Source organism: Nitrospirillum pindoramense (genome assembly GCF_007827955.1).
GTDB lineage: Bacteria > Pseudomonadota > Alphaproteobacteria > Azospirillales > Azospirillaceae > Nitrospirillum > Nitrospirillum amazonense_B.
The window spans coordinates 175,053-190,600 of record NZ_VITR01000001.1; the positions used below are offsets into that span (position 1 = coordinate 175,053).

Sequence of the window (15,548 nt, forward strand, 5' to 3'; positions counted from 1 at the left end):
CATGCCGCTTTCGGCCGAGCCGGCGCCGCCCTCCGTGCGAGGGCGCGGATTGAAACGTCCTGGCCAGCTCCTCGTGGATATCGCCGCTGATGCCGCCCTCCGTGCGAGGGCGCGGATTGAAACGAGACCGGCGCCATCGTCGCGGCCGGCCAGGTGCGCCGCCCTCCGTGCGAGGGCGCGGATTGAAACCAGTAGTTGGCTAAGGCGGTGACGTCGGTTCCATGCCGCCCTCCGTGCGAGGGCGCGGATTGAAACACGCAGTCCGGCACCGTCACGGCGCGTAATGCCGCCGCCCTCCGTGCGAGGGCGCGGATTGAAACCTCGCCGTCCCAGCGCCAGCCGCCGCCACCCACGCGCCGCCCTCCGTGCGAGGGCGCGGATTGAAACCGTGAATTCGTTGAAGGTCCGTTGCATGGGGCCCAGGCCGCCCTCCGTGCGAGGGCGCGGATTGAAACTGCAGCACGAAATTGACACCGCTGGCGTCAGCGGTCGCCGCCCTCCGTGCGAGGGCGCGGATTGAAACAAGGACACCCTTGCCGAAATCACCGACGTGGCCGCGCCGCCCTCCGTGCGAGGGCGCGGATTGAAACATACCGATCATCCGATTGATGGCGGTTCAGGCCGCAGCCGCCCTCCGTGCGAGGGCGCGGATTGAAACAGTGAAAGGTACGTGGTCGTATTGGTCGCGCTGAGTCGCCCTCCGTGTGGGCGCGCGGATTGAAACCTTACAGGTTCGGCCTTCGGCGCGGGCGAGGTGCTGGTCTCCCTCCGTGCGGGGGCGCGGATTGAAACCATGGGGCAAAAGGGTCTGTTCTGAGCCTCCTAGGTCGCCCTCCGTGCGGGGCGCGGATTGAAACGACTTCATCAAGCGGAGCCTGCAGGCGGTCGCCAGGTCGCCCTCCGTGCGGGGGCGTGGATTGAAACATGCGCTCTGTCGCCGCAGTCCGAAGCCCCATCGATCCCTGGCTTCGGACTACGGCGGCTAATCGACATCTCAAGATCCAAACGACCCTCTATGGTGGAGCAGCGGGGCATGTGGCGAGTTGGGGGAAGGCACACTTGATCAGCTGTGGCCCATCGCAGCGACGAGTTCCTCGACCACCTGGCCACTAAGGGTTCCATGTCGCTGCAGCAATTCCGCTACCTCGTTGAGGATCGGGCCGAGAGATCGCAACAACTCCAGGACGCTCTTATATTCGCCGGTTACCACGCACTCCACTTGGGTCGCTAGGCCGGAGTCCGCCATCAGGACGCTTGCCAGGGTGGCGCCGCCCCACGCCCTGGCGTCGCCACTCCAGATCAGCTTGTCGCCGAAGCCATGGGCGATGATCATTTCCGCAGCCAAGCCCGTGGCGCGGGCCAGGTCACTGTATGACGGGCCGCCGGACCCCATGCCGATAGACCCCAGAGCCAGCTCCTCCGCCGCGCGGCCGGCGAGCAGGATCCGGATATGGGCGCGGATCTCGGGCTCGGTGTTTGCGTTGACCGAGGCCAGTAGCACACCCGATCCCTCCCTGTGCAGCTTGGCCAGCTTCATCTGGCCAGGCATTTCGAGTGCCGCCACAATGGCGTGACCGGCCTCGTGGATTGCGATCCGATGGCGCAGGTCGGGGGCAGGTTCAGGACGCTGGGGGATCTGTGCCAGCAGATCTTCGATGTGCATCGGACGTTTTGCCCGCCGAGCTTGGCGCTTGGCACCGCGGGCCCAAAATTCACAGTCAGCGCCCGACGCGGCCATGCCCGCGACGAAAGGATGGAGGTCGACACCCGCGAGATGGTCGGGACCCAGGTGGTGCCGGAGGATGCGGGCCAGCGCCGCATCGCTGGGAAGAGGCACCCCGATAACCCTTTCCAGTCGACCTGGACGGATGAGCGCGGGATCGATCCGGCGGCTGTTGGATGCCGCCACCATCACGACGCCTGGCCGGCTGAAGGTGCCATCCATCAACTCGAGCAGGGCGTTCACCACCTGGTGGGTATATTCGCGGTGCTGTCCCTTGAGAGATGACCGGTCAGGAAAGGCATCAATCTCATCAACGAACAGGATGCATGGCGACAGGGCGCGTGCCTGCTCGAATGTGGCGCGCATGGCCGCCAGCATCTGCCCCTGATGTCCAGCCGCTTGCCATAAGCCGTGCGAGGCGGTGACCAGGGGCAGGCCCGCCGACCGCGCCAAGGCTTGCGCATAGGTGGTTTTGCCTGTCCCCGGCGGGCCGAGGAGGAGGCACCCCCGATCGACCTCCTGCCAGGACAGGCGGCCGGCGGCGAAATCCTTCAAGTCCTGGATGAGGTTTGAGCCCCAATCAGCGGCTTCCTCCATTCCGTAAAGATCGGCCAACGTAGGGCCCTTCTTGGTCGTTGCCTTTGCCGACGCCAGCGCTGCGAGCCGTGCAATCCAACGATCGCCGTCTTCCCCTGGCCGGCATGCGAACCGGATGTCAGCTGGCGTGAGAAAGCGGCACAGGTCGTCGCGGATCGTTGCTGTCGGCAGTGCCCCATCCAGCAACAGCGCTGCCTGGGCCAGTGCAGAGCTGTCGATGCGATCGAGGGTGAGGCGATGGTCGGCCCCTATCTGCAGGCACGGTGGCAAGTGGGTATCCGCCGCAGTGACAGCCATGACGGCCCTGCCTTCTGCCAGGGCTGAGAGGACGTTGTTTTCGTCCGTTTCCCGCTGCCCTTGAGGCCCCTCACCAGTGCACGCCAGCCAAGCCCATCGGGGGTGAGTAGGTCCAGGCGACGTGGGCGCGGTTGGATAATATCCAATGTCATCATCATAATCGTAGCCGTGCGTTCCGGCGTGTTCGGCGGGAGATGGCTCCTCGTCATCGCCGTGAGCCGGTTCAAGTGTCGCCGTAAACTGGCACAGGACTCGGAAAACAGGACGGATGTGAACCGGCATCGAAGTGGGTCCCCTGGGAAAAGCCTGGCAACGTACTGAAATAGTTGAAGAAAGCGACAGAAGAACAGGGTCTCGATCGGCGCTGGTCGGGACCCTGCCCTCAATACAATTTCCGCTAATTTACCAGGCCATTGAGGGCGAGCAAGCCTGGGGCTCCTTTTCGGCGCCGGTTCACATCATTACCCCTCAAGGTGACCTCCGTTAAGACTTTGCTGACGTGTCTCCGTCAACTCCGCTTCTCATCAGCCCGACAGCGCCGCTGGGGTGACAGCCAGGGGAAGGGGCAGGAGTGATGGCGACCCATGACTATCGGGGCAGCTTCAGAACGGTTCGAGGATTTCCCCGTAACCCCGTCGGATTCCGACGCAATCGTCACAGAGCCGCAGTGACGGGACGCCAGGCATCGCCTCCGCATTGTTGACAAGCCGGTAATCTCGGGCCGGGTCGCCGCAGGTCGAACAGCCGCCTATATCCCCGGCTGCGATCGTTCTCTTTGCCAGCGCATGGAGGTTCGGTTCGACTTGCTCCACAATGGACAGCCAAATCTCGGAATGCGGGATGATTGTCTCAAGGTGAGTTGCGGCATCTGCAGGGAAATGGCTTCGAAGCCACTGCAACGCTGTTTCCCGCCGAACCTGGTCCAGTTTGACCAGTTCTTCGTAGAGGTTGATCAGTAGATTAAAGGTCTTCCTCCTGTGGCGGGCTTGGATCCTTTTATATTCCGCCAGTGTGGTGGCAAAGCGAAGGTTTCCTGTGTAGCCCTCCTTGATTGTTTGGATGCAATACGTCCGTATTTCTTCGATGGTCTTGGTATTCGTGCTCGACTCAAGAATTCCTATGTCGAAGTGGGCGATGGAGTCAAAGTACTCTGGCTTGTAGAGTTCCAGATATCCAGAATCGGTATAGATTTTTGCGACTATGTCGTCCGATTCCGGATGATTTACTAAATATTGTGTGAGACTTGTGAAGTCCTCTATGGATGTGTCGAGTTCCCGTGAGGCACTTAGTATATAGTTGTGCGTCTGCCTCATTCGATCGTTTGGGTCTGGACGATTGAGCCATACAGTCGCTTCTTGTTCAGTCAATTTTTCCTCGATATGCTCCAGCTCGAAGAGTAACGAGCTGCGCCTTAGATCTTCGGGAGAGCAGTAGTCTTCGTTCGGAACGATCTGGATCCCAGTCTTCGCATACGAAGTTGCGACAAGCCGGGAACAGAATTGGCGATTGCTGCGAGACTTGCGTCGTGTCCAGAACGTCCTTGCAGCTTCCATTTTGGAATATCTGACGCCTATCTGGGATCGGGCGAAATCAATGACCTGTCGAACCTGCAGATCTGTCAACGGTGTCTTGGTCCGGAAAACGTAGAAATTCTCTTTTTCGTCGAAAATCATCCGTTGCAGATTTCTTGATTGTACGCCTTCCGACGTTGAGTCGATGATGGAACCTGTCTGAACATAGATCATGGCATGTGAAACAGTGCCTTTTGTCGTTAATCGTATTAAGCGGCCAGTCGCGGTATTGCTTGCGGTTAGTATTATATCGCCGGGCTTTAGGTTGGAAAAATCAATTCGTTTCATCGTGTATCCTTTAAGAATATTGGGGCCAGAAGGCTTGGTTGTTATTCTACTATAGATGTTTCGTGCGTATATTTTGCGCACAAAACTTCATCGATGGCCGACGCTTGTGTTTTAAGATCGGAGCCAATTGACTGCAAGTCGGCATTCGACCGGATCCTCGTATCGGGTTACACGCTGATTGTCGTCCGACCTTCAGCCTCCCCAGGTGGCGTAACCCCTTGCCGCCTCCACCACTCCACCTACCTCCCTCCCATCACCATCGGGAGCCAGGTCACCCCCATCATGAGCGCGATGGCGGCCACCACCACGGACAGTGCGGCGCGGCAGGCGGCGGAGGCTGAACTCGACCGCCAACTCCAGGACGGCGCCCACCAGATCGTCATGGACGCCACCAGGCATCCGGTGGACCGGTCCAGCTTCCCGGTCGCCAGGCTGCCCAATGGCGTCAGCCTGGTGCAGTTCTGGCGCCTGGACGCCCCCAAGCTGCAGTTCCTAGAGTTTGAGTTCGACGCGCCCGCCGGCCGCCGGGTGGACTACGCGGACCCCGTCAGCCAGCAGCTCATGACGGAGATGTTGGCCGTCCGCCGCCTGGATGCCGGCAGCCTGTCGGCGCTCCTGTCGCGCATCCGTTCCCGCCTGCTGGCCGCCTACGGTCCCGGGAAGGGCGGCTTCATGGCGGCGATGCTCATGGCGCGCGTGAACCAGGCGGTGGAGCGTCCGGAGGACTTCCCCGCCCTGCTGAGCGACGCCGAGCTGCTCGCGGCCTATGGCATCTCCGAGAAGATGGCCAAGTCCTTCGGCCGGGGCGGCTTCGTGTTCGCCGGTGCCACGGGCGGCCCGCCGGTGGCGCGTGAGGTCGCCCAGCGCATGGCCTGGTCCCTGCCGCGGTGGCTGGAGAACGTGGGCAAGGCCATGTCCAGCGAAGCCATCTTGCCTGTGGCGATGGGGAGCGGCACGATCTCGTGGATCATCTCGTCCGGGCACGACCACTTCGCCGACCGCAAGCAGACGTACAAGGAAGAGATGATCCGCCGCAACATGGCCATCCCATGACCGCCATCACCAAGACCTCGCCCCGCAACGCCGCCATCGCGTTCCTCTGGGTGGCGGGGTTTGTTGCCTACCTGGCGGCGTTCGCCATGTTCCCCATGGACGCGGACCGGGCCTTCAGGTCGTGGAAGAACCTGTGCTTCCCGGCCGGCATCATCCTGGCGGCGGCGGCCCGCCGGTGGCCCTTCATCTCCGCGCTGTGCTGGGCGGGCTTCGGGGTACTGGCCGTGATTCTGGCGGTCGTTACGCCGGTTCTGCCGTAGCGCTGTCGGCGGCTGGTGCCTGTTGGGCAGGCTGCATGGTACGACAAATTGTTGTTAGTCGAGTGCCGAGGATGACCCCTTCCGCGTCGTGTTTTTCTATAAGTAGTGCTGTCAGCTTCGGGCCGAATGTGACGTCGGAAGAACTTGCTGCAGCGGTCTTTGGTCCGATATCAATAATAGCCCCGCCGCTAAATCCGGAAAGTCCGATAGAGTTTACTATTTTTCCACTTTCTCCATCGCGAGATCGTTTTGAATTGTGGCCAACGAGAATGTGATCATCCACATTCGCAATGTTATGTAGTATTGACGTTGGTTTTCCGATTCCTGAATACAATCCTATTTTTGGTATGATGGATGTTGTCTTGTGTCTACTTATTTTGTTCTTCGAATTTGGAAAACCAATGCAGGCATAAAGCCGACTTTCGGATGCATCATCAGAGAAGTTAATTTCATTTTCTGTTATAAATTTTGCTGTCGACAATTTAGAAACATAGGTGTGGTTGAGTTCCGCTATGGCAAAATCGTTATGATCTTTGGTTCGATCATCTTCTGGTTTTGACGTCATTAATACTTCAAATTCGAGTTCGGTGAAACCGTCTGCGCCTAGATAAAGGCTTGTTCTTTGATTGTGATCAATAACGTGAGCCGCCGTTAGGAGATAATGTTTCCCGTCTAGGAATATAAGAATAGAAGATCCTATGTGATCAGGATCTCCTTTGTCATTGATGCCGTAAATTGGTCGAATAGCGTCTCTGAATTTGGCACGAGCTGCCTCAGATATATCATGGACCGATTTTGTTGTTAAGCTGGTAGGGGGGAGAGGTGCCATATTTAGTCCTATTCTAACATATCTATTGCGGGATGGTGTCACAGTGTAGCTGTCACATCGAGTAGAAAATATGAATGAGACTAACGTACATGGCGGCGAATGTATTCGATCATAAACTCGCGGAACCGACCTCCCGCCCCCAAAGACTCAGTTGACCTTCGGAACATAACGTGAACATCCTTTGCCTCCACCCCCATCCCGGAGGCTGCCATGACCCCCTCTGCCATCCCCACCTCGCTCCTCATCACCGCCGCCGAGCCCGATCAGGTCTCCCTCCTCGTCGCCGACCTGGCCCACCTGTACGGCACCCGTGTCCGCGTGACCTCCCGCTTCACCGAGTCGTCCGATCCCGCCGCCCCCGGCCTGCACTGCGCGGCAGTCGAGATCGTCGGACGGGACCCTTGGCTGCCTTCCCTCTCCGGCGCCGCGGCTTGATTCCCCTATGCTTCCGTTCAGCCCATCCCTATTAACCATAGGCCGGGCTTGACTTAGAACAAAAGCGGAACATGGAATTGGGTCATGACCGACCATGCCGCCGCCATCACCGCCCTGCGCGCCCAGCTTTCCGCTCTCGACCGGACCCGTCCGATGGGCGGCCGGCCGCCTGTCGCCACCGGCGTGCCTGCCATCGACGGCGCCCTGCCGGCAGGCGGCCTGGTCTGTGGCGGTATCCATGAGGTCCTCCCCGGCCGGCATTGCGGGGCGGGGCACGGTTTCGTCGCCGCCCTCCTGGGCCGGCTGCCCGAATCCGACGGTCGCATCCTGTGGTGCCGGGCGCCGGGCCCAGCCAACGCCGCCCTCTACGCGCCGGGCATCGCCGGCTTCGGCCTCCTCCCGGGCCGGCTCCTGCAGGTCTATCCCCGCACCGACGAGGACGCCCTCTGGGTGATGGAGGAGGCGTTGCGCTGCCGCCGCCTGGCCGCCGCGGTGGGGGACGGCCTCCTTCCCAGCCCGACCCAATGCCGCCGGCTCCAGCTCGCGGCCGAGGCGGGCGACACCCTCGGGCTGATGCTGCTGCCGCCGACGGCCCGCCCCCCGCCGTCCGTGGCCATGACGCGCTGGCGCGTGGCCGCCGCACCGGACGACCCCGCCTCCGACGGACTGGGGCGACCCTGCTGGACCGTCGACCTCCTGCGCTGCCGTGGTGGCGGCGCCGGCAACTGGGACCTGGAATGGGACGATGAGGCGCTACGTCTCGATCTGGCTGGGCCGTTGGCCCACCGACCTGTGGCGGCGGCGGAATGACGCCCCGTCCGACCGGCCGCTGGTGACCACGGCGGCCGGGCAGGGTGGAGTCCGCCTGCAGGCCGTCGACACGCTGGCCGCCCGGCAGGGGCTGCGCCCGGGCATTACCCTGGCCGACGCCCAGGCGGTGGTCCCGACCCTCCAGGCCATCCCGGCCGACCCCGTCGGCGACGCGGCGGCCCAGGCCACCCTGGCCGACTGGGCCACCCGGTTCACCCCCCTGGTCGCGCTGGACGGCGCCGATGGCCTGCTGCTGGACATCACCGGCTGCGCCCACCTCTTCGGCGGCGAGCCCGGGCTGCTGGGCGACCTCGACCGGCGCCTGGCAAAGGCGGGGATCAGCGCTCTCTCCGCCGCGGCGTCCACCCCCGCCGCCGCATGGGCCTGGGCGCGCTTCCACACCACGGCCGGCGGCGGCCCCATCCTGCCCGACGGCCAGGCCGCCCGTGACGCCCTGTGGCGCCTACCCCTGTCGGCCCTCCGCCTGTCCGACCGTCTGGTCGACGACCTGTCGCGGGTGGGCATCCGCCGCGTGGAGGAACTGGCCCGCCTGCCGCGTGCGCCCCTCGCGGCACGGTACGGCCTGGAACCTCTCCGCCGGCTCGACCAGCTCACGGGCGACGCGCCGGAGCCCATGACGCCGGTACGGCCGCAGGCGCCCTACATCGTCCGCATGCCCTTCGCCGAGCCGATCAGCCGGCGGGAGGATATCGACGCGGCGGCCCTGCACCTGCTGCGGGAGATGGGTGGCCGCCTGGCCCGGGACGGCAAGGGCGCGCGCCAGCTCGACCTCGGTTTCATCCGCACGGACGCCACGTCCCAGCGGATGGCCATAGGCATCGGCCGGCCGATGCGGTGCGCGGGGCACCTGCTGCGACTATTCGGGGAGAAGTTCAGCCAGGTCGACCCCGGCTTCGGAATCGAGGCCATGGTGCTGGAGGCCGTTTCCGTCGACGCGATGGCGCCGGAGCAGGCGGGCTTGGAGGGTGGCGCCGGCGGGACCGAACTGGAGGCCCTGGTGGACCGGGTGGCCAACCGCGTCGGCCCGGCGCGCATGGGCCAGCCCCGGCCCGTGAACACACACGTGCCTGAGCGGGCGGTGCGGCGTGGCACGGTCGATGGCCCGGTGTCCTCCGCCGACGAATGGGCGTCCGACGCTCCGCGGCCGGTTCTGCTGCTACCCCGGCCGGAACCGGTGGACGTGTCCAGCGTCCTGCCGAGCGGGGCGCCGGCGGCTTTCCGGTGGCGGGGCGACCGCTACCTAGTGGCCCGCCTGGAGGGGCCGGAGCGCCTGCGGGGCGAGTGGTGGCACGGCGAGGCGCCGACGCAGCGTGACTACTGGCGTATGCAGATGGTCGACGGGCGGCGGTTCTGGCTGTTCCAGGCCGCCGAGACCTGGTTCATGCACGGGTGGTTCGCATGACCTTCGCCGAGCTGCAGGTCACCACCAACTACTCCTTCCTGCAGTCGGGGTCTGACCCCGGCGAATTCGCCCTGGCCGCCACCGCCCTGGGCTACCAGGCTATCGGTATCGCCGACCGCGCCACCCTGGCAGGCGTCGTCCGGATGCACGTCGCCTGCCGAAGCGCCCGCATCCGCCTGGTGGTGGGCACCCGCCTGGACCTGACCGATGCGCCGCCGGTGCTGGTGTACCCCACGGACAGGGCCGCCTACGGCCGGTTGTCGCGGCTGCTCACCCTGGGAAAGCGCCGGACGACCAAGGGGAACTGCGCGTTGTCCCTGGCGGACCTGGCCGACCATGGCGAGGGCCAGGTGGTGGTGTCGCTGGCGCCGGAGGGGCGGTCCACCTCGGCCAGGCTGGACCGGTTCCGCGGCGAACTGGCCCGGCTGAAAGAGAGGTTCGCCGACCGGGCCTACCTCGCAGTGTCACCCCTCTACCGCGGCTACGACCGTGCCAGGCTGATGCGGCTGGGCGACTTGGCCGACGGCCTCGGCGTGCCCCTGATGGCGACCAACGACGCCCTCTACCACCACCCTGGCCGGCACGTCCTGCACGACGTCGTGACCTGCATCCGCCTGGGCTGCACTCTGGCCGACGCCGGCAAGCGGCTGCTGCCCCATGGCGAGCGCTACCTGAAGGCGCCGGAGGACATTGCCCGCCTGTTCGCCGCTAGGCCGGACGCCGTGGCCGGCGCGGCGGAGATCGCGGCCCGCTGCACCTTCAGCCTGGACGAGCTGCGGTACGAATACCCGGCCGAGCCCGTGCCGGCCGGCAGCACGCCCCAACGCGAGTTGGTCCGGCGCACCTGGGCCGGGGCAGCGGAGCGGTACCCGCAGGGCGTGCCGGCCAAGGTCGTGTCCGCAATCGAGCACGAGTTCGACCTGGTGGCCCAGCTGAACTACGCCCCGTATTTCCTGACCGTCCACGACATCGTCCTGTTCGCCCGCGGCCGGGGCATCCTCTGCCAGGGACGGGGCTCAGCCGCCAACTCCGCCATCTGCTACTGCCTGGGCATCACGGCGGTGGACCCGACCAAGCACGACCTCCTGTTCGAGCGCTTCGTCTCAGCCGCCCGGGATGAGCCGCCGGACATCGACGTCGACTTCGAGCATGAGCGGCGGGAGGAGGTGATCCAGTACATCTACGCCCGTTACGGCCGGGAGCGCGCCGGCCTGGCCGCGACGGTGATCACCTACCGGTCCAAGCTGGCCATCCGCGAAGTCGGAAAGGTGCTGGGGCTCACCCCCGACACCATCGGCGCCCTGGCCAAGGCCACCTGGGGCCGGGGCAACGGGCTGGGCGGCGAGACGGCCGAGGTTGCCGGCCTGGACGGCACCGATCCCACGCTGGCCCTGGCCATCGACTTGGCCCAGGACCTGCGCGGATTCCCCCGTCATCTCAGCCAGCACGTCGGCGGCTTCGTCATCACCCGCGGGCGGCTGGACGAGATGGTCCCCGTCGAGAACGCGGCCATGGAGGACCGCACGGTCATCGAATGGGATAAGGACGACCTGGACGCCCTTGGCCTCCTGAAAATCGACATCCTGGCGCTGGGCATGCTGTCGTGCCTCCGCAAGGGGTTCGAGCTGCTGTCCCACCGCCTGGGCCGGCCCTTCGGCCTGGCTGATGTGCCGGCGGAAGACCCGGGTACGTACGACATGATCTGCAAGGCCGATACGGTCGGCGTGTTCCAGATCGAGTCCCGCGCGCAGATGACCATGCTGCCGCGCCTGCGGCCGCGCGTCTTCTACGACCTGGTGGTGGAGGTCGCGATCATCCGGCCCGGCCCCATCCAAGGCGACATGGTCCACCCGTATCTGCGCCGACGCCAGGGCCTGGAGGCCGTGGAGTTCCCCACGGAGGAACTGCGCGCCGTGCTCGTGAAGACCCTGGGCGTGCCCTTGTTCCAGGAGCAGGCCATGCGGATCGCCATCGTGGCGGCCGGCTTCACGCCGGAAGAGGCGGACCGGCTCCGCAAGGCCATGGCCACCTTCAAGAAGCATGGGGAGATCGAGGCGTTCAGGGACCGCTTCGTCGGCGGCATGATCCGCCGCGGCTACCAGCCGGATTTCGCCGAGCGCTGTTTCCAGCAACTCGAAGGGTTCGGTTCCTACGGCTTTCCGGAAAGCCACGCGGCCAGCTTCGCCTTGCTGGCCTACGCCTCCGCCTGGATGAAGCACCGGCATCCAGCAATCTTCGCCTGCGCCCTGCTGAACAGCCAGCCCATGGGCTTCTACGCCACGGCCACGATCGTGCGCGACGCGCGGGAACACGGGGTGGACGTGCGGCCCGTCGACGTGAACCGGTCGGACTGGGACTGCACTCTGGAGGAAGGGCGCAACGGTCCGGCCGTGCGCCTAGGCCTGCGGGAGGTCAAGGGCCTGCGGGAGGCCGACGCCGTCCGCATCGCCATGGCCCGCGGCGACGGCTACGCCACCCTGCGCGATGTCTGGCGGCGCGCCGGCGTGCCGGTGGCGGTGCTGGAACGGCTGGCCGGTGCCGACGCCTTCATGTCCATGGGCCTGGACCGCCGACGGGCCCTGTGGGAGGCGAAGCGCCTGGGCGACGTCCCGCTGCCGCTGTTCGCCGCCGCCGAGGCCGGTTCCCTCCTCGGCGACAACCGCCCGCCCGCAGAATTCGGCGAGGAACCCCTTGCCCTGCTTCCCAGCATGCCGCTGGGCGAGGCCATCCGCGAGGACTATCGGTCGCTGAGCCTTTCCCTCAAGGGCCACCCCTGTACCCTGCTGCGGCCCCAGCTCGCCGCCCTGGGCATGATTCCGGCGGTCAGTCTGGCCGCCACGCCCAACAACCGGCGGGTCTCCGTTGCTGGCCTGGTGCTGGTCCGCCAGCAGCCGGGCACGGCCAGCGGGGTCATCTTCGCCACGCTGGAGGATGAGACCGGTATCGCCAATGTCATCATCTGGCCAGCCCTGTTCGCCCGGCAGCGGCGGGAGGTGCTGACGGCCGCCCTGTTAGGCGTTCACGGTCGCCTACAGCGGGAAGGGGAGGTGATCCACGTCATCGCCGACCGCCTGGTGGACCTCGGCGACGTGCTGCGGAACCTGACCACCCTGGACGGGGACGTGCCCCTGGAGCCGCCGCTGGCCCGGGCGGACGAGGTGAAGCGGGCGGAGCCGGGCAGCCTGCGCCTCATCTACGGGGAGGGGCGGAACTTCCGCTGATGCGAAGAGGCCGCGGACAGCGCCGTCAGGCGCTGGGGCGGCTGGGTGAACCCGCCACTTCCCCATCCTTCCCCCCGGTCGCGGCGCCGTCGGCGCATTTGCACTTGGGCTTCTCCTTCCTCTTGGGCCTACCCACCTCCAGCCATGGTTCGACGGGCCAAGGCTGCCGCAGGTTGTTCCAGAATGGGAGGCCCCGTTCTTCCCGCTCGGCGTCGACGAAGCGGGCGCAGGCCCGGGCCATGTCGCACAGCCACGGCATTGGGAAATGGATCTGGCGGATGTGCTTCGGCTCGCCCGTCTCTTCATCGTCTTCATCCAGCATGACCTGAAACGCGCTGACGTATCGGACGGTACGGCTGTTCAGGCGCCCGGGCATGCTGAGGAACTCATTGTCCGCGCTGGCTTCATTCGCGACCGCGCCCTCATGGACGAGCCCGCATCGCACCTTGACGTACAGAAGGTTGGCGTAGGATTGCGCCCTCACGTCGTAGAAAGTGAATTCCGTTCCGTCCTCCTTATTGCGGCCGGCGGCCCTTAACCTGGCCAATACCTCGTCTTCGGAGAGATCGTCGGCCTCCACCATCGTCAGGGGCTTGCAGGTGTCGGGGAACAGGCCCTGGATTTCTGGGAAACGCCTTTTCAGCGCCGATATGCTGATCCTGGTCGGATCAGGCTCGATCGTTTCCCCCGCATGCTGCTTCGCACGATATAGAATCTCGGAGAAACGCAGTTTGTCCGTGCGCGCCGACTCGACCCAGTAGAAGTTGGCAGCTGCGGAAATCCCAGAGCAGACCACGAGCGCCGCTTCCTCGTAATATCCGAAACCGAGGCTGTGGAGCAGGTGGTTCGCCGCCAGCAGCTTCCGTTCCATCCACGCTTCGCACGTTTCCATGGGGCCAAGCCTCGTTCGCCGGTAGTTTCGCAAGCCGCAGATCAGCGCCACATGCCCCGCATCTTCGCCCCCAAGTCCACCTTCCCTGCCGGCCGGGGCTTCGGCGCGGCATCCGGCGGCGGGGCAGGGGCCCAGGCGCGGCTCTCGAACAGGGGCAGGATGGCCTTGGGGATGAACCGGGTGCGTGCGGCGAACAGGTGCCGGTCGCCAGCCTTGGCCTGCTGCGTCACGTAGAAGCGATGCGGCATCACCAGGTGCAGGCTATCCTTGGCCCGCGTCATGGCGACGTACAGCAGGCGCCGCTCCTCTTCCAGGTCGTCGCTGCAGCCCACGCCGAGGTCGGACGGGATGCAACCGTCCACGGCGTTCAGCACGAACACCCGCTTGTACTCCTGGCCCTTGGCCGAGTGGATGGTAGACAGGATCACGTAGTCGTCATCGCGCCGGGGCACGCCCGCCTCGTCGCTGACCGCGTCGGGCGGGTCCAGGGTCAGGTCGGTCAGGAACTGCTCACGCGACGCGAACCCGGCGGCGATCTGTTCCAGTTGGCGCAGGTCGGCCAGGCGGGGCTGCGCATCCTCGTGCAGGCGCTCCAGGTGTGGTTCGTACCACGTCCGCACCAGCTCCATATCGGTGGGCCACCCGGCGCCATGCCCCGACAGCCGCCCGACCAGTTCCAGGAACGCCGGCCAGTCCTCCGCCGCGCGGGCCGGGGGCACATGTCCCTCCAGGCCGGCCATGCCGGTGAATCCGGCGGTGAGATCCAGCACGGACGCCGCTGCCTTCGGCCCGACGCCCCGCATGAGCTGCAGCGCGCGGAAGCCGGCCAGCCGGTCGCGCGGGTTCTGCACCCAGCGCAGCACCGCCAGCACATCGCGCACGTGGGCGGCGTCCAGGAACTTCAGCCCGCCGAACTTACGGAAGGGGATGTTGCGCCGGACCATTTCCACCTCCAGCGGGCCGCTGTGGTGGGCGGTGCGGAACAGCACGGCCTGGCTGATCAGGGGCGTACCGGCCTCGCGTCCCTCCAGGATCTTGTCAGCGACGTAGTGGGCCTGCGCGGTCTCGTCCGGGACGGTGACCAGGCGGGGGAGGTCGCCGGACTTCCGCTCCGTCCACAGGTCCTTGGTGAAGCGTTCGGGCGCCAGGCCGATGACGGCGTTGGCGGCGCTGAGGATGGGCTGGGTGGACCGGTAGTTGCGCGCCAGGGTCACCACCGTGGCCGGCGGATCGAAGCCGCCGGGGAAATCCAGGATGTTGCGCACCGTGGCGGCGCGAAAGGCGTAGATGGACTGCGCGTCGTCGCCCACCACCGCCAGGCCCCGCCCGTCGGGCTTCAGCGCCTTCAGGATGGTGGCCTGCAGGAGGTTGGTGTCCTGGTACTCGTCCACCAGGATATGGTCGTAGCGTTCGGCGATGGCCGCGGCGAAGGACGGTTCCTCCATCATGCGTGCCCAGTAGAGCAGCAGGTCGTCGTAATCCAGCACGCCCTGGGCCTGCTTGGACTCCACATAGGCGCCGAACAGCTTAGGCAACTCGTCCACCCAGCCCAGGTACTGGGGGAAGGCGCGGGCCAGCACGTCCTTGATGTTGGCCTCCGCGTTCACCACGCGGGAATATATCGCCAGGCACGCCCCCTTGGTGGGGAAGCGGGTCTCGGTCTTGTCATAGCCCAGCTCGTGCCGGGCGATGTTCATGAGGTCGGCGGAATCCTCGCGGTCGTGAATAGTGAACGACGGGTCCAGCCCGATCTCCTCCGCGAACTCGCGCAGCAGGCGGGCGCCCACCGCGTGGAAGGTGCCGGACCCGGCCAGCGCGTCGGCCACGACAATGGACTGCTGCCCCATCAGACGGGCGGCCATCTGCTCCACCCGCCGGGCGATCTCGGCTGCGGCGCGCCGGGAGAAAGTCAGCAGCAGGATGCGGCGCGGGTCCACGCCCGTCTCGATCAGGCGCACGACGCGGTGGACGATGGTCTTGGTCTTGCCTGAGCCCGCGCCGGCGATCACCAGCAAGGGGCCGGGCCCGTGCTCGGCCGCCCGCCGCTGGTCGGCGTTCAACTCGTCCAGGTGGCAGGTTTCGGTGGAGGGCGCGGTGGATTGGGTCACCCGCCTAAATGACACCATTCCCGTTTTGTTCGCAAGTCCCG

At 65.5% G+C, this 15,548-nt stretch carries 11 protein-coding genes and 1 CRISPR repeat array (1 of these 12 only partly in view); of the genes, 6 read left to right on the top strand and 5 right to left on the bottom strand.

What is annotated here, in order from left to right; genetic code table 11:
* Window positions 1-792: direct repeats of the CRISPR family, unit length 32 nt; unit sequence GCCGCCCTCCGTGCGAGGGCGCGGATTGAAAC (it extends 1,577 nt beyond the left edge of the window).
* A gap of 271 nt (window positions 793-1,063) precedes the next feature.
* Entirely contained in the window at window positions 1,064-2,617 is a 1,554-nt protein-coding gene (locus FBZ90_RS00720) for an AAA family ATPase (RefSeq protein WP_186455526.1), read from the bottom strand.
* Between the two features lie 602 nt (window positions 2,618-3,219).
* Entirely contained in the window at window positions 3,220-4,476 is a 1,257-nt protein-coding gene (locus FBZ90_RS00725; protein WP_145729035.1) for a YiiX/YebB-like N1pC/P60 family cysteine hydrolase, read from the bottom strand.
* A gap of 282 nt (window positions 4,477-4,758) precedes the next feature.
* Here FBZ90_RS00725 and FBZ90_RS00730 point away from each other — a divergent pair, with 282 nt between their 5' ends.
* Both FBZ90_RS00730 and FBZ90_RS00735 read left to right on the top strand, forming a co-directional pair.
* The gene (locus FBZ90_RS00730) at window positions 4,759-5,529 is read left to right on the top strand and encodes a hypothetical protein (RefSeq protein WP_145729037.1); all 771 of its coding nucleotides are present in this window, start codon (window positions 4,759-4,761) and stop codon (window positions 5,527-5,529) included.
* Window positions 5,526-5,789, top strand: a complete 264-nt coding sequence (locus tag FBZ90_RS00735) for a hypothetical protein (RefSeq protein ID WP_145729040.1) — start codon at window positions 5,526-5,528, stop codon at window positions 5,787-5,789. The genes FBZ90_RS00730 and FBZ90_RS00735 overlap by 4 nt, the downstream gene beginning before the upstream one ends.
* On the opposite strand, the gene FBZ90_RS00740 is transcribed toward FBZ90_RS00735, so the two are convergent.
* Entirely contained in the window at window positions 5,770-6,618 is an 849-nt protein-coding gene (locus tag FBZ90_RS00740) for a hypothetical protein (protein ID WP_145729042.1), read from the bottom strand. The two genes, FBZ90_RS00735 and FBZ90_RS00740, sit on opposite strands and share 20 nt — an antisense overlap.
* 210 nt (window positions 6,619-6,828) lie before the next feature.
* Between FBZ90_RS00740 and FBZ90_RS00745 the strand changes: the two genes are divergently transcribed.
* The 4 genes from FBZ90_RS00745 (at window position 6,829) to FBZ90_RS00760 (ending at window position 12,507) form a co-directional block, all read left to right on the top strand.
* Window positions 6,829-7,053: a hypothetical protein gene (locus FBZ90_RS00745; RefSeq protein ID WP_145729044.1), complete on the top strand. Its 225-nt coding sequence runs from the start codon at window positions 6,829-6,831 to the stop codon at window positions 7,051-7,053.
* A gap of 84 nt (window positions 7,054-7,137) precedes the next feature.
* Entirely contained in the window at window positions 7,138-7,863 is a 726-nt protein-coding gene (locus FBZ90_RS00750; RefSeq protein ID WP_186455527.1) for an ImuA family protein, read from the top strand.
* On the top strand, window positions 7,799-9,286 hold the full coding sequence (locus FBZ90_RS00755) for a DUF6504 family protein (protein ID WP_145729050.1): 1,488 nt from the start codon (window positions 7,799-7,801) through the stop codon (window positions 9,284-9,286). The genes FBZ90_RS00750 and FBZ90_RS00755 overlap by 65 nt, the downstream gene beginning before the upstream one ends.
* On the top strand, window positions 9,283-12,507 hold the full coding sequence (locus FBZ90_RS00760; protein WP_145729051.1) for an error-prone DNA polymerase: 3,225 nt from the start codon (window positions 9,283-9,285) through the stop codon (window positions 12,505-12,507). The genes FBZ90_RS00755 and FBZ90_RS00760 overlap by 4 nt, the downstream gene beginning before the upstream one ends.
* Before the next feature lie 25 nt (window positions 12,508-12,532).
* Here the strand turns inward: FBZ90_RS00760 and FBZ90_RS00765 are convergent, their stop codons facing one another.
* Both FBZ90_RS00765 and FBZ90_RS00770 read right to left on the bottom strand, forming a co-directional pair.
* Window positions 12,533-13,378, bottom strand: a complete 846-nt coding sequence (locus tag FBZ90_RS00765) for a hypothetical protein (protein WP_145729053.1) — start codon at window positions 13,376-13,378, stop codon at window positions 12,533-12,535.
* Between the two features lie 62 nt (window positions 13,379-13,440).
* The gene (locus FBZ90_RS00770) at window positions 13,441-15,507 is read right to left on the bottom strand and encodes an ATP-dependent helicase (protein ID WP_246130082.1); all 2,067 of its coding nucleotides are present in this window, start codon (window positions 15,505-15,507) and stop codon (window positions 13,441-13,443) included.
* Window positions 15,508-15,548 lie beyond the last annotated feature (41 nt).